General features: G+C 62.3%; 20 protein-coding genes. 15 read left to right on the forward strand and 5 right to left on the reverse strand.

What is annotated here, in order from left to right; translation table 11 throughout:
- The first annotated feature begins 68 nt into the window (after positions 1 to 68).
- Genes ffh through rimM form a run of 3 tightly spaced genes read left to right on the forward strand, consistent with a single transcriptional unit; the run spans position 69 to position 2599 of the window.
- Positions 69 to 1562: a signal recognition particle protein gene (ffh, locus tag VR863_RS04105; protein WP_324827156.1), complete on the forward strand. Its 1494-nt coding sequence runs from the start codon at positions 69 to 71 to the stop codon at positions 1560 to 1562.
- Positions 1563 to 1595: 33 nt separating this feature from the next.
- Positions 1596 to 2102, forward strand: a complete 507-nt coding sequence (gene rpsP / locus VR863_RS04110; RefSeq protein ID WP_324827157.1) for a 30S ribosomal protein S16 — start codon at positions 1596 to 1598, stop codon at positions 2100 to 2102.
- Between the two features lie 8 nt (positions 2103 to 2110).
- A complete protein-coding gene (gene rimM / locus VR863_RS04115) occupies positions 2111 to 2599 on the forward strand; it encodes a ribosome maturation factor RimM (protein WP_324827158.1) in 489 nt (162 codons plus the stop codon).
- A gap of 135 nt (positions 2600 to 2734) precedes the next feature.
- Here the strand turns inward: rimM and VR863_RS04120 are convergent, their stop codons facing one another.
- Positions 2735 to 3655 carry an NAD(P)/FAD-dependent oxidoreductase gene (locus tag VR863_RS04120; RefSeq protein ID WP_324827159.1) on the reverse strand — a complete coding sequence of 307 codons (921 nt, stop codon included), beginning with the start codon at positions 3653 to 3655 and terminating at the stop codon, positions 2735 to 2737.
- 156 nt (positions 3656 to 3811) lie between these two features.
- Between VR863_RS04120 and trmD the strand changes: the two genes are divergently transcribed.
- The 5 genes from trmD to VR863_RS04145 all read left to right on the forward strand — a co-directional run bounded on the left by trmD (position 3812) and on the right by VR863_RS04145 (position 9149).
- Positions 3812 to 4546, forward strand: a complete 735-nt coding sequence (gene trmD / locus VR863_RS04125; protein ID WP_324827160.1) for a tRNA (guanosine(37)-N1)-methyltransferase TrmD — start codon at positions 3812 to 3814, stop codon at positions 4544 to 4546.
- Positions 4547 to 4557: 11 nt separating this feature from the next.
- Entirely contained in the window at positions 4558 to 4926 is a 369-nt protein-coding gene (rplS, locus tag VR863_RS04130; RefSeq protein WP_278322528.1) for a 50S ribosomal protein L19, read from the forward strand.
- Positions 4927 to 5228: 302 nt separating this feature from the next.
- On the forward strand, positions 5229 to 7475 hold the full coding sequence (locus VR863_RS04135) for a S9 family peptidase (protein WP_324827161.1): 2247 nt from the start codon (positions 5229 to 5231) through the stop codon (positions 7473 to 7475).
- Between the two features lie 85 nt (positions 7476 to 7560).
- On the forward strand, positions 7561 to 8586 hold the full coding sequence (locus VR863_RS04140; protein ID WP_324827162.1) for an aspartate-semialdehyde dehydrogenase: 1026 nt from the start codon (positions 7561 to 7563) through the stop codon (positions 8584 to 8586).
- On the forward strand, positions 8583 to 9149 hold the full coding sequence (locus VR863_RS04145; RefSeq protein WP_324827163.1) for a hypothetical protein: 567 nt from the start codon (positions 8583 to 8585) through the stop codon (positions 9147 to 9149). Before VR863_RS04140 ends, VR863_RS04145 begins: the two co-directional genes overlap by 4 nt.
- Here the strand turns inward: VR863_RS04145 and VR863_RS04150 are convergent, their stop codons facing one another.
- Genes VR863_RS04150 through VR863_RS04160 form a run of 3 tightly spaced genes read right to left on the reverse strand, consistent with a single transcriptional unit; the run spans position 9150 to position 12253 of the window.
- Positions 9150 to 10733, reverse strand: coding sequence for a DHA2 family efflux MFS transporter permease subunit (locus VR863_RS04150; protein WP_324827164.1), 1584 nt, complete (start codon positions 10731 to 10733; stop codon positions 9150 to 9152).
- Between the two features lie 4 nt (positions 10734 to 10737).
- Entirely contained in the window at positions 10738 to 11814 is a 1077-nt protein-coding gene (locus VR863_RS04155) for an HlyD family secretion protein (RefSeq protein WP_324827165.1), read from the reverse strand.
- On the reverse strand, positions 11807 to 12253 hold the full coding sequence (locus VR863_RS04160) for a MarR family winged helix-turn-helix transcriptional regulator (RefSeq protein ID WP_324827166.1): 447 nt from the start codon (positions 12251 to 12253) through the stop codon (positions 11807 to 11809). The genes VR863_RS04155 and VR863_RS04160 overlap by 8 nt, the downstream gene beginning before the upstream one ends.
- Positions 12254 to 12331: 78 nt before the next feature.
- On the opposite strand from VR863_RS04160, the gene VR863_RS04165 reads away from it, so the two are divergent.
- The 7 genes from VR863_RS04165 to rimK all read left to right on the forward strand — a co-directional run bounded on the left by VR863_RS04165 (position 12332) and on the right by rimK (position 18093).
- Positions 12332 to 12979, forward strand: a complete 648-nt coding sequence (locus tag VR863_RS04165; RefSeq protein ID WP_324827167.1) for a 2-hydroxychromene-2-carboxylate isomerase — start codon at positions 12332 to 12334, stop codon at positions 12977 to 12979.
- Entirely contained in the window at positions 12976 to 13425 is a 450-nt protein-coding gene (locus tag VR863_RS04170) for a GFA family protein (protein ID WP_324827168.1), read from the forward strand. The genes VR863_RS04165 and VR863_RS04170 overlap by 4 nt, the downstream gene beginning before the upstream one ends.
- 2 nt (positions 13426 to 13427) lie before the next feature.
- Positions 13428 to 14186 (forward strand): alpha/beta fold hydrolase, encoded by a 759-nt coding sequence (locus tag VR863_RS04175; protein WP_324827169.1) that lies wholly within the window; start codon positions 13428 to 13430, stop codon positions 14184 to 14186.
- Complete coding sequence (locus VR863_RS04180; protein ID WP_324827170.1) at positions 14183 to 14701, forward strand: hypothetical protein; 519 nt, start codon at positions 14183 to 14185, stop codon at positions 14699 to 14701. The genes VR863_RS04175 and VR863_RS04180 overlap by 4 nt, the downstream gene beginning before the upstream one ends.
- A 70-nt stretch (positions 14702 to 14771) precedes the next feature.
- Entirely contained in the window at positions 14772 to 16619 is a 1848-nt protein-coding gene (locus tag VR863_RS04185) for a M2 family metallopeptidase (protein WP_324827171.1), read from the forward strand.
- Between the two features lie 107 nt (positions 16620 to 16726).
- Positions 16727 to 17191, forward strand: a complete 465-nt coding sequence (locus VR863_RS04190; protein WP_324827172.1) for an ATP-dependent zinc protease family protein — start codon at positions 16727 to 16729, stop codon at positions 17189 to 17191.
- On the forward strand, positions 17188 to 18093 hold the full coding sequence (rimK, locus tag VR863_RS04195; RefSeq protein WP_324827173.1) for a 30S ribosomal protein S6--L-glutamate ligase: 906 nt from the start codon (positions 17188 to 17190) through the stop codon (positions 18091 to 18093). Before VR863_RS04190 ends, rimK begins: the two co-directional genes overlap by 4 nt.
- A gap of 109 nt (positions 18094 to 18202) precedes the next feature.
- Here rimK and VR863_RS04200 read toward each other — a convergent pair whose 3' ends face one another.
- Positions 18203 to 18973, reverse strand: coding sequence for an SDR family NAD(P)-dependent oxidoreductase (locus VR863_RS04200; RefSeq protein ID WP_324827174.1), 771 nt, complete (start codon positions 18971 to 18973; stop codon positions 18203 to 18205).
- Between the last annotated feature and the right edge of the window lie 8 nt (positions 18974 to 18981).

Here is an 18981-nt window from a genome sequence, read left to right on the forward strand (position 1 = left end):
GTATTCGTCCGCCGGCGTTTTTCGTGTTTATCGGGCCGTCGTGGTCCGAGAAGGAGTTTGAGCCAGCGATGTTCGACAGTCTGTCCGACCGGCTCGGTACTGTATTCGACCGCCTGAAGGGGCGTGGCGCGCTGTCGGAAAACGACGTGCGCGAAGCGATGCGTGAAGTCCGCATCGCCTTGCTCGAAGCCGATGTGGCGCTGCCCGTCGTGCGCCGCTTCATCGATGCCGTGACCGAAAAGGCAATCGGTTCGGAAGTCCTCAAGTCGGTCACGCCGGGCCAGCAGGTCGTCAAGATCGTCAACGACGAACTGGTCGAAATGCTTGGCGGCGAAGAAACCGCCGAAAACCCGCAGAGCCTGAATTTCAACGCGAAGCCGCCAGTCGTCATCATGATGGTCGGCCTGCAGGGTTCGGGTAAGACCACGACCACGGCCAAGCTCGGCAAGCTGATCCGCGAAAAGCACGGCAAGAAGGCGCTGATGGCGTCGCTGGACGTCAACCGCCCGGCCGCGCAGGAACAGCTCAAGATTCTGGGCGAACAGGTCGAAGTCGCAACCTTGCCGATCGTTCCGGGCCAGCAGCCGGTCGATATCGCCCGGCGTGCGATGGAAAGCGCAAAGCTTCAGGCGGCCGACGTTCTTTTGCTCGATACCGCAGGCCGCCTGCATGTCGACGAAGCGCTGATGGCGGAGATGAAGGCTATCGCCGGCGTTTCCACGCCGACCGAAGTGCTGCTGGTGGTCGACAGCCTGACCGGCCAGGACGCCGTCAACGTCGCGCAAAGCTTTACCGGCGAAGTGCCGCTGACCGGTGTGGTGCTGACCCGCATGGACGGCGATGCGCGCGGCGGTGCGGCCCTGTCGATGCGGTACGTCACGGGCAAGCCGATCAAGTTCGCCGGTGTCGGCGAAAAGCTCGACGCGATCGAGGCGTTCGATCCCAAGCGGGTTGCAGGCCGTATCCTTGGCATGGGCGATGTCGTGTCGCTGGTCGAAAAAGCCGCCGCGACAATCAAGCAGGACGAGGCCGAAGCGCTGGCGCGCAAGATGGCCAAGGGTCAGTTCGACCTCGACGATCTGCGGATGCAATTGCGTCAGATGCAGCAGATGGGCGGCCTGGGAATGCTTGCTGGCATGATGCCCGGCATGAAGAAGGCCAAGGCCGCGATGGCGCAGAGCGGCATGGACGACAAGGTTCTGGTCCACATGGACGCGATCATCGGTTCGATGACGGCCAAGGAACGCAAGCGCCCCGAACTGATGAACGCCAAGCGCAAGAAGCGCGTGGCCGCCGGGGCGGGGATGCAGGTGCAGGACGTGAACAAGCTGCTCAAGATGCATCAGGAAATGTCCCGTGCAATGAAGCAGATTCGCAAAATGGGTGGCCTGAAAGGGCTCGGCGCGATGTTTGGCAAAGGCGGGCTGGGTGCAGCGATGCCTGGCCTTGGCGGCGCGGGCGCTGGCGGTATCCCTGGCCTGGGCGGTCCCGGCGGCAAGAGCCCCGGTGTCGATCCTTCGACGCTTCCGCCCGACCTTCAAGATCTTCTTAAAAAGAAATAAATTCAGATATCTACATTCGAAAGGTAATTTAAAATGGCAGTTGCAATCCGTCTTTCCCGTGGTGGCGCGAAGAAGCGTCCTTACTACCGCATCGTCGTTTCGGACTCGCGCAGCCCGCGCGACGGCAAGTATCTCGAGCAGATCGGCATCTACAACCCGATGCTGCCCAAGGGCGACGAAGGCCGCGTGAAGCTTGACGAAGACCGTGCCCGTCACTGGCTTTCGGTTGGCGCCACCCCTTCGGACCGTGTGCACCGCTTCCTCGATGCCGCAGGCATTCTCGAGCGTGCAGCGAAGAACAACCCGAAGAAGGCCGAACCGGGCGAAGCCGCCAAGGAACGCGCTGAAGAAAAGGCCGCCAAGGTAGCCGAAGCCGAAGAAGCCAAGAAGGCTGCCGAGGAAGAAGCCAAGGCTGCTGCCGAAGCACCGGCTGAAGAACCGGCCGCCGAAGAAGCGCCCGCTGAAGAAGCCGCTGCTGAAGAAGCACCGGCTGAAGAAGCACCGGCTGAAGAAGCCACCGAAGACAAGGCCGAGGGCTGATCCCTCCCATGTCCGACACGCCCCTCACGCTCGCGGCCGTCACCGGTGCGCATGGCGTGGCGGGCGAAGTCCGGCTCAAGTTGCTGGGCGACGGACTTGATGCCTTGAAGGCCCACAAGACCTTCAACGAGGGAGCGCTGACCCTCGAAAAGATTCGCAGCGATAACAAGGGCGGTGCCATCGCGCGCTTTGCCGAGGTGTCAGATCGCACCTCGGCCGAAGCGCTGCGGGGCACCGCCCTTACCGTTCCGCGCGAGGAATTGGCGGAACTGGAGGAAGGGGAATTCTATTTCTCCGACCTGCTGGGGCTGCCGGTGGTCACCGATGCGGGCGATCCGGTGGGGCACATCTGCGCTGTCGAAAATTTCGGCGCGACCGACATCGTCGAGATCGAAAAGCCCGACGGCAAGAAATTCATGGTGCCGCTGACCGATAACGCCGTTCCCGAATGGGATAAGGCGCGCATGGTAATAGCCGAAGCGTTCTGGGACAGGTAGCAGCGCCGGCGTTACACCACCGCCGGCTGCCCCGTTCACCCATCACGATTGTCTCGCCCAGGCTCCGTGTATGAGCCAAGCCTGACCGATCGGCATCTCACGCGTCCGCCCTGGTCCGGGTGGCGGGAGGCCACGCTACCGGCGCAGGGGTTTCTGTCCGGCAATCCGGTTTCGGATCGTGGTCGACGCCACGCCCGCCTGCCCCATCGCATGGCTGATCTGATCCAGCCCGATGACCACATCGCCTGCCGCAAAAAGGCCGGGGATCGATGTTTCGAGGTGGTCGTCGACCAGAATGCAGTCGCCGTCGCCCACCTTGGCGCCGCATGATACCGCCAGTCCCGACCGAACGAGCGAGCCGAGGGCGGGGTAGATCGAATCGAAGACCATCCGCCCTTCGCCAGTGTCGAGGGCGATCCGCCCGTTTTCGAGAGCATATTCCTCGCAAGGCCCGGCCACCTTCGCGATACCGGCCTTGTCGAGCGCGGCAGAGCATTGCTCAGGCAGGTCGTGATCCCCATCGGGCGCAATCAGGGTGATGTCCGCGGTGAAGGTGCGAATGAACTGGGCTTCGGCGGTGCCGTGCTCGCCCGTGCCGATCACGGCGACCTTCTTGTCGGTCACTTCGTATCCGTCGCAAACGGGGCAATAGCGGATCAGGCCGCGTTTCAGTGCTTCGTCGTGCAACGCTTCGTCGATGCCGTCGGGCCTGTTGTTGACCACGCCCGTTGCCAGCAGGACGGTCCGGGCACGAAAGGTTTCATCGTCGCAGGTTACCACGAAGCAACCGGCATCCTTTTTCAGATCGGTAACCCGCTTGGGTTCACGCAGCGCCCCGTATTTCGCCGCCTGTTCGCGCATGCGGTCGAGCAATTCCTCGCCGTTGATGCCATCGGGAAAACCGGCGTGGTTATGGCTGGTGGGTATCCAGCTGGCCCGGCTGGTTCCGCAATCGAACAGCCGGATATCGAGATGGTAGCGCGCGAGATAGATCGCGGCGGTCAGTCCCGCCGGTCCCGCGCCGATGATGATGCAATCGTCGATAGTGTCGTTCATGGGATGGTGAACGCACGGGATGGCAATGCGGTGCCCGAGAGGGTAGGCGCGTTGCATGATGCAGCCCCCCGTCCAGCAGCGCGCCCATCCGGCAGCCATCGCGCGAACGCCGCGCTGTACCGCCGGACGCCGGGTATTTTACAAGGTGCAGGCGCCATGACTTTTGCCGCAACCGTCCTCACCCTTTACCCGGAAATGTTCCCCGGTCCGCTGCGCCTGTCGCTCGCCGGGCGGGCGCTGGAAGAGCAGCGATGGTCGATCGACACCGTGCAAATTCGCGATTTTGCGACGGACAAGCACCGCACTGTCGATGACACACCCGCAGGCGGCGGGGCAGGCATGGTGTTGAAAGCCGACGTGATCGGCGCGGCGCTGGACCATGCCATTACCATGCAGCCCAGGGCACCCGTGCTGGCGATGACCCCGCGCGGCAGGCCGATAACGCAGGAGCGTATCCGGCAGATATCGGCTGGCCCCGGAGTGACGATCCTGTGCGGCCGTTTCGAAGGGTTCGACGAACGCATTTTCGACGCCTTTCCGCAGGTCGAGGAAGTGAGCCTTGCCGATATCGTCCTGTCGGGCGGAGAACCGGCCGCGCTGGCCATACTCGACGCTTGCATTCGCCTGCTCCCCGGAGTAATGGGCGCGCCTTCTAGCGGGACCGAAGAGTCGTTCGAGGACGGCTTGCTCGAGTATCCGCAGTTTACCCGACCTCAGGAATGGGAAGGGCGCACGATCCCTGAAGTGCTGCGATCGGGGGATCATGCGAAAATCGCGGCGTGGCGCAAGCAACGCAGCGAAGATGACACACGGTTACGCAGGCCGGACCTTTGGGATCGTCATTGTGACGATCGGGACCGACCTGCCTCTGGCGCGCGGCGAAAAGACTAGGAAGAACAGGCATGAACCTGATTCAGCAGCTCGAAGCGGAAGCTATCGAGAACCTCGGGAAAGACATTCCCGAATTCCGCGCCGGTGATACCGTGCGCGTCGGCGTGAAGGTTGTCGAAGGCACCCGTGAGCGCGTCCAGAATTTCGAAGGTGTGGTCATTGCCCGCTCCAACCGTGGCATGGGCAGCAACTTCACCGTTCGCAAGATGAGCTTCGGCGAAGGCGTGGAACGCGTTTTCCCGCTTTATTCGCCGATCGTCGACAGCATCACCGTGGTGCGTCGCGGTATCGTGCGTCGCGCGAAGCTGTATTATCTGCGTGGCCGTACCGGCAAGCGCGCTCGTATCGCCGAGCGCCGCGAGAACGCCCCCAAGGCGTAAGCCACTTACGGTTCTACCGGAAAAACAAAGGGCGGCTCCCGATGAGGGGGCCGCCCTTTTCGCGTGGGTATCTCGGGAAACCGGAAATGGATCCCTTCGATGTGCCGCCACGGGATTTGTGAGCCGGAATTGCCCCGTGGCGTCTTCGCCTTACTGGCCCACAGGCGTTAGGAGGATTTCAACAATCGCGCTTAAACCCAAATTAGGCATGATTGGCCCCGCACCGCAGATTGCCTGGTGTTGCCACTTGCCAGCCGCAGGGCCGCTCGCCATTCCACACCGCACATAACTGGAGAGAATGCTTGCGTCCGATCACGCTTGCCGCCGCCCTCGTTCTGGGCACCTGCCTGACAACCCCGCTTGCCGCGCAGGATGCGCCCGCAAACCAGGAAATCGCGCCCATGGAGCTGACTTTCGAACGCGTCTTTGCCTCGCCCTCGCTCGACGGGCCTGCACCGCGCAAGGCCAAGCTGTCACCCGATGGCCGTTATCTGACACTTCTGCGCAATCGCGACACCGATCGTGAACGCTACGATCTGTGGGCCTTCGACCGCCAAACGGGGCAATGGAGCATGCTAGTCGACAGCGAGAAGCTGGGTTCGGGCCGCGAATTGTCCGAAGACGAGAAGATGCAGCGCGAACGGGCACGCGTGGGCGGGCTCAAGGGCATTATCGATTACGAATGGACGTCCAACGGCAAGGCGGTTCTGGTTCCGCTCGATGGGGATCTGTACCTCGCCGGGCTTGAAGGCGAGGTGCAACAGGTGACCGATACCGAGGAAACCGAGCTGAACCCTGCGTTGAGCCCGCGCGGAACATATCTTTCCTTCGTGCGCGATCGGCAGCTTTGGACCGGCAAAGTGCTGGGCGACGCCGCGCCGGTTACCCCGCAGGAAGGGGGCGATATCCGTTGGGGCGAAGCAGAATTCGTAGCCCAGGAGGAAATGGCCCGGCTCACCGGCTACTGGTGGGCACCCGACGAAAGCCGTATCGCGGTCGAACGGTTCGACGAAAGCATGGTCGGGGTCGTGACGCGGGCGGCGATCGGCGCGACCGGCACGAGGGTGTATGACCAGCGTTATCCCGTTGCCGGCAGCGTGAACGCCGTGGTGGAACTTTACCTGATGGACCCGGACGGCGGGAACAGGGTGAAGGTGGACCTTGGGCCTGAAATCGACATCTACCTTGCCCGCGTGGATTGGGCGCCGGACGGACGTTCGCTGTACGTCCAGCGCCAGAACCGGCTTCAGACCGTGCTCGATGTGCTCAAGGTCGATCCGGCAACCGGCAGCAGCGAAATACTGTTCACCGAACGCGCCGCCGTTGCCGATTACTGGATAAACCTGTCGGACAATTACAGGTGGCTCGAAGACGGATCGCTGGTGTGGTGGTCCGAACGGGACGGCTTTGGCCATCTGTACCACCTGGCCAATGGCAAGTGGAGGCAGGTGACGCACGGAAACTGGGTGGTCACCAAGCTGGTTGGCGTGAATCAGGAAACTGGACGTGTCTTCTTCGAAGGGACGAAGGACGATGTCCTCGCCACGCAGGTATATTCTGTCGATCTGTCCGATCCCGCATCGGTTGCCCTGCTCACCGACCGGGCCTTCGCCAACACGGCAACGATGGACAAGAAGGGCACCTCGCTGCTGGTGACCCGATCGAACGACGACAGCCCGCCGCAAAGCTACCTGGCCGACAGCGATGGCAATCGCGCGGCCTGGATCGAACAGAACGCCCTTGACGCGAACCATCCCTACGCGCCGTTCGTGGCCAGCCACCGTCCCACGCGTTACGGCACGATTGATGCAGAGGACGGCACGCCGCTGTACTGGGAAATGGTGACCCCGCAGATGGAGGCGGGCAAACGCTATCCCGTGTTCTTCTACCACTATGGCGGGCCGGGTCCGCAGGTGGTGAACAAGGGCTGGAACGGGGCCCTGCGACAGGCGATCGTCGACAAGGGTTATATCTGGTTCGCGCTGGACAATCGCGGCAGCGCGCACCGCGGGGTTGCTTTCGAACAGCCGATCCACCGTGCGATGGGCGGTGTCGAAGTGCGCGACCAGAAAGCCGGTGCGCAGTATCTCAAGTCCCTGCCGTTCGTCGATCCGGACAAGATCGCCATCGATGGCTGGTCCTATGGCGGGTACATGACCTTGAAGCAGCTCCAGGCGGACCCGGGCCTTTACGCGGCAGGCATCAGCGGTGCCCCTGTCACGAAATGGGAGCTTTACGATACCCACTATACCGAGCGTTACATGGGCACGCCGCAGGCCGACGCTGAAGCCTATGCAACCGCATCGGTCGTACCCGACGCAACCAAGATCACCGACCCGCTGCTGATCCTTCACGGCATGGCGGACGACAATGTGGTGTTCGAGAATGCAACCGCCGTCATTGCCGAAATGCAGGGTGCCAACGTGCCGTTCGAAATGATGCTGTATCCGGGATACACGCACCGCGTGACGGGCGAACAGATCAGCCCGCACCGCTACAACACGGTGTTCCGCTTCCTGCAGAGCCACGGAATCACGCCGCCGGAGTAACGCTTTCGTATTCCCAAGCCGCACTGCCATTGCGAAAGCGCTGGCAAACGCTATCTCGGCGGCATCGTATCGATGGAGTAATGAATTGGGCTATCGTGTTGCCGTTGTCGGCGCGACCGGAAATGTCGGGCGCGAAATAATGATGGTGCTGTCCGAGCGCGGTTTTCCGTGCGACGAGGTGGCGGCCGTCGCTTCCAGCCGTTCACACGGCAGCGAAGTCGAATTCGGCGACACGGGCAAGATGCTCAAGTGCAAGAACATCGAACATTTCGACTGGTCCGGCTGGGACATCGCCCTGTTTGCTGCCGGTAGCGGGCCTGCGAAGGAATATGCGCCGAAAGCGGCTGCGGCGGGCTGTGTCGTGATCGACAACAGTTCGCTTTACCGCATGGACCCCGACATTCCGCTGATCGTGCCGGAAGTGAACCCCGAGGCGATCCATGATTATTCCAAGCGGAACATCATCGCGAACCCCAACTGTTCGACAGCGCAGCTGGTCGTGGCGCTCAAGCCGCTGCACGATGCGGCCACGATCAAACGCGTCGTGGTCTCGACCTACCAGTCGGTTTCCGGCGCGGGTAAGGCCGGCATGGACGAGCTTTTCGAACAAAGCCGCAATATCTTCGTCGGCGACCCCAGTGTCCCGGTGAAATTCACCAAGCAGATCGCCTTCAACGTGATTCCGCACATCGACGTGTTCCTGGACGATGGTTCGACCAAGGAAGAATGGAAGATGGTGGTCGAAACGAAGAAAATCCTCGACCCCAAGATCAAGTTGACCGCCACTTGCGTGCGCGTGCCCGTTTTCGTGGGCCATTCGGAAGCGGTGCATATCGAGTTCGAAAACGAACTGTCGGCCGAAGCGGCGATGGACATTCTTCGCGAAGCGCCCGGCATCATGCTGATCGATAAGCGCGAGGACGGCGGCTACATCACGCCGGTAGAGGCCGCTGGCGACAGCGCGACCTATGTCAGCCGCGTGCGCGAGGATCCGACGGTCGAAAACGGCCTCATCCTGTGGTGCGTTTCCGACAATCTGCGAAAGGGCGCGGCGCTCAATGCGGTGCAGATCGCGGAACTCCTTGGGCGCGAGTGCCTTAAGAAGGGATGATCCGCAAAACTCTGCTCATCGCCCTGCCGTTCGTCCTCGCCGCCTGCGGCGAGCGTGAAGCGGCACCGGCACCGTCCGAAGACACGACCAGGCCCACCACAAACCCGCTGGTCGAGCGGGTTGCCGGTGCAAGGATCGTGGTCGATGCAAACGGCCTTGGCGCAAAGGGCAGCGAACCATTGCGGTTCGGCAGCACACGCGACGACGTCGATGCGGTCGCCGCGCAGGCATTCGGCCAGCCCGGCGGGCAATCGCGTAATGAGGAATGCGGTGCCGGACCGATGGATTTCAGCGAATATGGTCCGCTCCAGATCGCCTTTCTGGACGGCAGGTTTGCCGGCTGGTTCCTGCGCGAAGGGGAGGGCGTCGTAACCTCCGATGGAATACGCGCGGGCATCCCCCTCGACACACTGAAGAGGGAACGTCAGGTGCAGGCCCAGAACACGACGCTGGAGGGCGAATTTTCGTACACCACCGCCGATTACGGGACGATCACCGGATTTGTTGACGAAAGCGGGACGATCACGGGCCTTCAGGCCGGCTTGAGCTGCTTCTTTCGCTGATCATTCGCCGGGCGGCGGCAGGGGTCGTGGCCCGGCATTGGTGCGGCGCATGATAAAGGCCAGCGGAACAGCGGCCAGGGTCATCCACATCATCATCCGGAAATCGTCGACATAGGCGATCATCGCCGCCTGGCGATTGACCTCCGCATCGATCATCCGCAGCGCGGCTTCGCCCAGGTTCTGATACCGGTCTATCGTGCTCACATCGACCGAGTTCGCCAGCGATGCGCCGGTGATGTTCGACGCGATGTCCGCGTGGCTGGTCTGGATATTGCGCGCCAGCATGACGGTGGTCAGCGAAATACCCGCCGACGCGCCAAGCGACCGGAACAGGTTCAACAGGCTCGATCCGTCGGTCCGCAGGCGCGGGGGCAGGGTGGCAAAGGCGCTGACGTTCAGCGGAATGAAGACCAGCCCCATCCCGAGCCCCTGCACGAGGCCGGATGACACGATATGAAACCGATCGACGCCGAGCGACCACTGGGACATTTCCCACAAGGAAATCGCGCATATGATGAAGCCGGTTGCCACCACAGGTCGTGCATCGACCCCGCGCCGCATCAGCATTCCGGCAATCTGCATGGAAATCAGCACGCCGATGCCGCGGGGCATCAACACCAGTCCGGTGTCGATCACGTCGTAGCCCATGAGCTGCTGGAGCATCGGCGGCAGCAACGCCATCGTTGCGAACATCACCACGCCGATGGCCAGCATGAACCCCATAGCGATGGCGAAGTTGCGGTCGGTAAACAGGTCGCGGTCGAACAATCCGTCGCGGGCGGTGGCCAGATGGATCACCGCCATCCAGCTCGCCGAGACAAACAGGAAGGTCCAAAGCCAGATTTCCATGCTGTCGAACCAGTCGAGAGTCTGACCCCGGTCGAGCAGCATCTGGAAGCTCGCCAGAGCGATGCCGAGCAAGGCGAATCCAGCCAGATCGAACCGGCGCCGGACAATTTCGCGATGGGGTAACTGCGTGATGAGGATCGCCAGGCTGAGTATCCCCACGGGCAGATTGACGTAGAACACCCAGCGCCAGTTTGCCTGTTCGGTCAGCCACCCGCCAAGAACCGGACCCAGGATCGGTCCGATCATGATGCCCATGCCCCACAGAGCCATCATTTGCGCGTGTTTGCTGGGCTTGTTGGTATCCAGCATGAAGGCCTGGCTGAGCGGCGCGATGAAGGCACCTGTCACCCCCTGAATGGCGCGGAACACCACCATTTCCGTCAGGTTCTGCGCCATTCCGCACAGCATCGATGACAGGATGAAGCCCGCGACGGAGCCGATGAACAATTGGCGCGCGCCAACACGGTCGGCCAGCCAGCCGGTAATCGGCAGGGCGACCGCGCTCGCGATGATATAGCTCGTCAGGACCCAGGTGATCGTTTCCGTGGTTCCGCCCAACGCGGTCCGCATATGCGGGATGGCCACATTGGCGATCGTGGTGTCGAGCACCTGCAGCAGCGATGCCGCCATGATCCCGATCACCAGAATGCCCGGATTGGCGACAGGAAGCTGCGCTACATCGAGCGTGTCGTCGGGCGCCTTTGCGGCGCCGGGCTGTGCGGCACGGCTTGCCACGCGATCAGCGCCGGGGGTTTTTGGTGAATACGGTCACGTCGGCGGAGATGCCGGCAATCAGGGGGCGCGGGCTCTTTTCGTCAATCGCGATCCGCACCGGCACACGCTGTGTAACCTTGACCCAGTTGCCGGTGGCGTTCTGCGCGGGGATGACCGAAAATTCGCTACCGGTGCCTGCGCCAATCGTGGCGACGTGACCCTTCAGGACAAGGTCCGGATAGGCGTCGAAGTGAACTTCGGCCCGCTGGCCCACACGCATTTCGTTGAGGTCGGTTTCCTTGAAGTTGGCTTCGACGAAGCTGCTTCCGTCGGCCACCACGGTCAGCACAGGCAGCCCCTGTACGACCTGCTGGCCGCGTTGCAGGCGGTCCGCCTGCGCGATGCGTCCTGCCGTGGGGGCCCGTACCTCTGCGCGGCTGAGCGACAGCTGGGCCATGGCGCGTTGCGCCATGGCGGTGGCGACCTGCGGATTTTCGCCCGGTACCGCTGCACCGGTGGCGAGCTTTGCGCGTGCCGCCTGCTGGCGGGCCTCGGCCTGCCGCAAACCTTCACGCGCCTGATTCACCGCGTGCTGGGCGGCATCGTGCTCGGCCCGGGTCAGGAAACCGCGCTTGTACAGCTCGTCCTTGCGGCGGAAATTGGATTCGGCAAATGCGATGTCTTCGCGGGCAGCGGAAAGGTCCGCGCCCGAAAGATCGGCCGAATTCGCCAGCGCGGTCACGTTCGCCTGCGCCGATGCAATGGCAGCGTCGGCTTGCGCGATCTGAAGGCGGTAGGGTTCGGGATCTATACGGAACAGCAGATCGCCAGCCTTTACGCTTTCCCCTTCGCCCACGAACACGTCGACGATTTCGCCACCAACCAGCGCGCTGACGGATACCTTGTCCTGCTGGACATAGGCGTTGTCGGTGCTGACCTGGCCTTGCAGCGAAAGCCAGTAAAACCCGCCCGCAACCAGCATGGCAAGCGGTACACTGACCATCAGTGCCAGACGCTTCCAGTTGCGCTGCCTTGTCGCATCGACAGGCTCGTCAACCGTTGGCACGGCTTCGACGGCGATGTGCGGATCGGCTTCAGCCATTGGCGACCTCTTTTAATTCACGTTCGGCGGACAGGTTGGCGGAAACCCGTTCGAGCAGGTTGGCAAGAACACGCTGTTCGTCTGCGGACAGGCCTTCCGACAGGTCGGCAACCAGCCCGTCGACGATTGTCCGCAGCGGCTCCACGATCTCACGGCTCTTGTCGGTCAGGTGCAACAGGCGCGCCCGGCGGTCGCCAGGGTCAGCCAACCGTTCGATCCATCCCGCCTCCTCCAGCCGGTCGACGATGCGGGTGAGGGTGATCGGCTCGACCTCGATCCGTTCGGCGTAGAACGCCTGGTTGTTGTCCGGGAATTTCTCCAGGCTCAGCAGCAACCGCGCCTGGACAGCGGTAAGCCCCAGGCTTCGCACCCGTTCGTCGAATGTGCGGCGCAACAGACGCCCGCTGTCGGAGAGAAGATAGCCGATGTTCGTTTTCATGTCGACGCATATAATAAGTGCACTTACTATTGCAAGCAAGGGCTGACGCGGCAATACGAACACCCGAGGGAGAACCGCATGACACTGGCCGCCGAACTCTATTTCAGCTTCCGTTCGCCCTACAGTTATCTGTCGGTCGGACGGTATCGCGCGATGACCGAGGAATACGATCTCACCATCGCGCTGCGTCCGGTTTATCCGCTCGCTATCCGTCAGCCCGACTTTTTCGAGCGCAACCACCCCAACTGGCTGGGATACACCTTCCGCGACATGTTCCGCGTGGCGCAGTTCCACGGCATTCCCTTTGGCGCGCCGCGGCCCGATCCCATCGTTCAGAACGTGGCGACCCGCACGATCGCAGAAGACCAGCCCCATATCCGCCGGATCACGCGGATGGGGCAGGCGGCCGCACGCCGAGACAAGGGGCTGGTTTTCGCCCACGAAGCTGGACAGATGATCTGGGGCGGACAGGAAAACTGGAACGAGGGCGACCATCTTGCCAACGCCCTTGCAAAGTCCGGTCTCGACCCTGAGGAAATCGAGGCGGAGGTTGCCGCGCAGGGCGAGGCGCTCGATACGGAAATAGCAGCAAATCAGGACGCGCTGGAGGCTGCCGGCCATTGGGGTGTGCCGACGCTGGTTTTCGAGGGCGAACCGTTCTTTGGGCAAGACCGCATCGAAATGGTTCGCTGGCGGATGGAACAGAAAGGGCTGGAGAAGCGATGAAAGGCGAACTGACGGGGCGGTGCCTGTGCGGGGAGGTGCGCTACACATTGCGCGACGGCTTCCGCCTCAACCCGTATGCCTGCCATTGCACCGATTGCCAGAGCAGGACGGGCACCGCCTTCAGCGAACACATGCTGTTCACGCTCAGCGATCTCGAGATATCCGGCGCGCTCGACGCAGGCGAATATGACCAGCCCAGCGGCGCCCATTCGCGCATCTTCGGCTGCGCCCGGTGCAAGGCCCGGATCTACGCCGTAAACAACAGCCGTGAAGGCATGGCGAGCCTGCGGTGCGGAACGCTCGATACCAGCGCATCCTTCGTGCCCGCCGCACATGTCTGGGTCAGGAGCAAGCAGCCCTGGATCCTTCTTCCCGAAGATGCGAGGACGATGGACGAACAGCCGCGCACCAACGAAGAATGGATCAGCCTGGTGGGGATCGCATAGAAATGGTCGATACGGTTCGCTTTTCTTCGTTCGATGGCACCGAACTTGCCGTGCACCGCCACGGCCGAGGGCGGCCCTTCGTGTTGCTGCACGGGCTGTTTTCCAGCGCGGAGATGAACTGGATCAAATGGGGCCACCACGAGGCGATCGCCGCGAGGGGGTATGAAGTGCTCATGCTCGATTTTCGCGTCCACGGGCAAAGCGCGGCACCGCACGATCCTGCTGCCTACCCGAAGAACGTCCTGGTTCGCGATGTGGCGGCCCTGGTCGAACATTTCGGTCTGGAAGATTACGACCTCGGCGGGTTTTCGCTTGGGGCGCGAACGTCCCTCCATGCGGCGGCGCACCGAGTGCTGGAACCGGCGCGGCTGATTGTCGGCGGGATGGGCACGGCCGGGCTTGGGGAATGGGCAAAGCGGGCTGCGTATTTCCGCCGCGTTATCGATGAATTCGATTCCATCCCGCACGGCGATCCGGCCTACTTCTCGATGCAATTCCTGAAATCGCAAGGGGTCGACCGGGTGGCCGCGCGCCAGCTTCTCGATACCATGCCCGACCTCGATCTGGGTATGCTTGCGAATGTCACAATGCCGACGTTGGTGGTTTGCGGCGACGAGGATCGCGACAACGGGTCGGCGGAAGAACTTGCCTCCTTGCTGCCCGACGCGACCTTCATCGAGGTTCCCGGCACGCACATGAGCAGCGTGACCAAGCCCGATCTGGGCAAAGCGATCGCCGATTGGCTTGGAGATGCCCCGTGACTTTGCAGCGTGCGTTCCTGTGGGCGTGGATCGGCGGCCTCGTGCTGTTCGCCGTCGTCATCGCGATCAGCATGCCTCTGGTTCTGACGGCGGTTCCCAACGGGATCATGGACCACCAGGCAGCGGGCACCGCAGCCGAGGTCAACCGAATCCAGGCAGCGTGGTCTTCCGCAGGCCTGATCGATCATGCGGCCATCGCCATGGCGGGGGATCTGCTGTTCATCGGCGTCTACGGGGCTGGCTGCGTGATGGGCGGCATCTGGTTGCGCCAGCACCATGACCGCCGGGTGCGCTTGTTGGGAACGACGGCATTGATCGCAGGGATCACCTTCCTCGTCACAGATTACGCCGAGACGATCAGCCAGATCGTTCAACTTGTTCGATTTTCGGGTGACGATACCTTGGCCGGTGTTGCGGCGAAGGTGCGCCCGATAAAGGTCGCGGCGTGGATCGCAGCGACACTTGCGATCGCCCTTGCGTTGCTGATCGGCAGGAAATCGCCCTCGCGAACTTGATTAAGCAAGGCTGCAGGTGCAATCCGGTACCACGTGTAACCAGTCGCAAACTCCGCACGAGAGGATATCCATGAAATTCGCATCCGTCGCGCTTTCCGCGCTTGCCGTATCGCTTGCCTCGCCTGCACTCGCCGATCACCATCAGGCTGCATCGACCGAGACTGCAGCCCCCTATCCGATGACGCCGCAAGGTGCGGCCGACTGGGTAGCGGCGGTTGAGCAGGACCTGTTCAATTATTCGGTCCAGGCCAGCCAGGTTTACTGGATCAATTCGACCTATATCACCGAAGATACCGATGCGCTGGCCGCAATGTCCGGTGCTGAAGGGACCGAAAAAAGCGTACGCTACGCTCTCGAAGCGGCGAAATATGCCGAAGTTGCCGGGCTCGATCCGGTGGTGAAGCGCAAGCTCGATATCCTGCGCAACGGGATTGTCCTGCCGGCACCCACAACCGCTGGCGCGGCCACCGAACTTAACGAAATCGCGACCCGGCTCAATTCGATGTACGGCAAGGGCAAGGGCACGCTGAACGGCGAAGTCATCAACGGCTCCGACATCGAAGCCGAAATGGGCAATCCCGAACGCACGCCTGCCGAACTCGCCGAAATGTGGGAAAGCTGGCACGACAACGTCGGGGCTCCGATGAAGGGCGATTACGCCCAAATGGTCGCCATCGCGAACGACGGTGCAAAGGAACTGGGCTTCAGCGACGTGGGCGCGATGTGGCGTTCGGGTTACGACATGGACCCCGATGATTTCACGGCCATGACCGAACGGCTGTGGCAGGAAACCAAGCCGCTGTACGTTGCGCTCCACACCTATGTGCGCAGCAAGCTGAACGAGAAATACGGTGACGAGGTGCAGCCGGCGGCAGGCCCGATCCGCGCCGATCTCCTCGGCAACATGTGGGCGCAGGAATGGGGCAATATCTACCCGCTCGTCGCGCCTGAAGGTGCGGGGGACATCGGGTATGATCTGACCGATCTGATCGCCGAGAAGGGCTATGACGAAAAGGACATGGTCAAGGTCGGCGAGCAGTTCTTCAGCTCGCTCGGTTTCGAACCGCTCCCGGACACGTTCTGGACGCGTTCGATGTTCGTGAAGCCGGCGGACCGCGAAGTGGTTTGCCATGCCAGCGCGTGGGATATCGACAACAAGGACGATATCCGCATCAAGATGTGCATCAAGCCGAACGCGGATGACTTCATCACCATCCACCACGAACTCGGCCACAACTATTACCAGCGCGCCTACAAGGATCAGACGTATCTGCACCTAAACGGTGCGAACGACGGGTTCCACGAAGCGATTGGCGATGCCGTGGCCCTGTCGATCACGCCAGAATACCTCGTGCAGATCGGGATGCTGGACAAGTCGGAAGTTCCCAGTGCGGACAAGGATATCGGCCTTCTCCTGCGCCAGGCGATGGACAAGGTGGCCTTCCTGCCCTTCGGCCTCTTGGTCGACAAATGGCGCTGGGGTGTATTCGACGGCAGTGTGACGCCGGGACAGTACAATTCGGCATGGGTGGAGCTGAAGCGTGAGTACCAGGGTATCACGCCGCCAGTTGATCGCCCGGCCGACGCATTCGATGCAGGCGCGAAGTATCACATTCCCGGCAACACGCCGTACACGCGCTACTTCCTTGCGCGCATCCTGCAGTTCCAGTTCTACAAGGCTGCGTGCGACCAGGCCGGCTGGAAGGGCCCGCTTCATCGCTGTTCGTTCTATGGCAACGAAGAAGTCGGCAAGAACCTGGGTGCCATGCTCGAAATGGGGGCCAGCAAGCCCTGGCCCGTCGCGCTCGAAGCCTTCACGGGAACCCAGGAGATGAGCGCGAAACCGATGCTGGACTACTTCGCCCCGCTTATGAAATGGCTGGACGAACAGAACAAGGGCAAGCCGGCCGGGTGGTGAGCCCGACCGACCGCCAAAGGTAATCTGGTTTGGCGATAGACAAGCCGGTGGCGGCGTTCCCGCCACCGGTGGCCGGCCCAGGGGAAACCGAATTCAGGGGGACAAGGATGAAGGCCCGAACCAAGGCACTTCCAGTGGTCGGCTGGCGCGAGCGTGTGCATTTGCCGGAACTGGGCCTGCATGATCTGCCGGCCAAGATCGACACCGGTGCCCGCACGTCATCGCTGCACGGCACCGTCATAGAGCGGTTCGAACGCGACGGCCTGGCGATGGTCCGTTTCGAAGTCGATTTCGGACCGGACGATGCGCACCATGTTTGCGAAGCGGTGCATGTGGACCTGCGCGGCATAACCAGTTCCAACGGCAGGACGCAGAAACGCCTCATCATCAAGACGCCGCTGAGGATTGGCGATGTCGAATTTCGTGCGGAAATCAGCCTGGCTGACCGGCGCGATATGAAATTCCCGATGCTTATCGGCCGTTCGTCGCTAAGGCGGCGTTTCGTTGTCGATTCGGGCCATTCATGGCTCCAGAGCGACAATCTCGGATTGCACAAAGGTACCGAAAAATGAAAATTGCCATGCTTGCGCGCAACCCGAACCTCTATTCGCACCAGCGACTGAAGGCTGCGGCCGAAACGCGCGGACACGACTTCACCATTCTCAACACCACCCGCTGCACGGTGAATATCGCCAGCCATCGCCCGACCGTGATGTACAATGGCGAAACGCTGGGCAAGTTCGACGCGGTTATTCCGCGTATCGGCGCATCGATCACCAATTATGGCCTCGCCGTGCTGCGCCAGTTTGAAATGGGCGGCACCTGGCCGCTGAACGAAAGCGTTGCGATCGGGCGTAGCCGGGACAAGCTGCGATCCACCCAGATCATGGCGAAATACGGCCTCGGCCTGCCGCTCACCGCCTACGCCAACGATCCCAAGCAGGCGGAAGCGATCATCAAGGCGGTAAATGGCCCGCCAGTGGTCATCAAGCTGCTCGAGGGAACGCAGGGCATCGGTGTCGTCCTGGCCGAAACGTTGAAGGGCGGGGCGTCGATCATCGAGGCGTTCCGCGGGGCGAACGTGAACATCATGGTGCAGGAATTCATCAAGGAAGCGGGCGGTTCGGACATTCGTTGCCTGGTCGTGGGCGGCAAGGTCGTCGCCGCGATGAAACGTCAGGGCGCGGAAGGCGAATTTCGCAGCAATCTGCACCGCGGCGGCAGCGCGCAACTGATCAAGATCACGCCCGAGGAACGCTCGACTGCGGTACGCGCAGCCAAGGCGATGGGCCTGAATGTCTGCGGGGTCGACCTGCTGCGAAGCAATCACGGGCCGGTGATCATGGAAGTGAACAGTTCGCCGGGCCTTGAAGGCATCGAGAACGCAACCGGCAAGGATATCGCAGGCCAGATCATCGAATTCATCGAAGCCAACGCAAAGGCCGGCAAGACCAAGACAAAGGGCAAGGGCTAAGGCGCCCTGCGATTGGGGAACCGGAACGCCGCCTGATGCGCGGGTCCGGTCCCAATTCGCTTAGCGATTGTTCAGCCGCAGACCTGCCGCGCAAGTTTGCGAGCCAGGGTCACGCGTTCCTGGCCATCAGGCCGCCATCGACCGGAATGACCGTCCCCGTGATGAAGCTGGCGGCGGGCAGGACGAGCGAAAGCGTCATGTGCGCCACTTCCTCCGGATCGCCATAGCGGCGCAGCGCGGTTCTGCGGTTGGCATAGATTGCCTTGTGTTCGTCGGGCACCTTGTCGGTCATCGCGGTGCGGATCGGTCCGGGGCAGATGCAATTGACCGTTATCTGCTCCTTGCCGAGATCGACGGCGAGACCGCGTGTCAGACCGGTCACTCCAGTTTTCGCCGCAACATAGGGCGTATCCCCCGGCGTCGCGCCCAGTCCTTCGGTCGATGCGATATTGACGATGCGGGCGGCGTCGCTCTGGCGCAGCCAGGGCAGCGCGGCGCGCACCATCCGCTGGTGCGCGGTCAGCATGACGGTGACGGCGCGGTGCCAGATATCTTCGTAACCGTCGTCTTCGAGCGGGCAGAAGCTCGACACGCCGGCGTTGTTCACCAGTATGTCGATGCCCCCGAAATCCTCCGCGACCTGGGCGACCACGCGCCTGATCGCCTCGGGATCGGCAACGTCGAGGGCGTAGGGCCGGGCACCGGTACCGCATTCGCGCGCAACCTGCTGGCAGGCGGCAAGATCGAGGTCGGTGACAGCCACGTTCGCCCCCTCGGCTGCAAACAGCCGCGCGGTCGCACGCCCCATGCCGCTGGCCGCGCCGGTTACGATAGCGGTCCGCCCCGCGATCGAACGCGCGCGATTGGGTGCTTCGGTCATCTGTCTCT

Origin of the sequence: Qipengyuania zhejiangensis, assembly GCF_035607565.1 — a bacterium.
GTDB lineage: Bacteria > Pseudomonadota > Alphaproteobacteria > Sphingomonadales > Sphingomonadaceae > Qipengyuania > Qipengyuania zhejiangensis.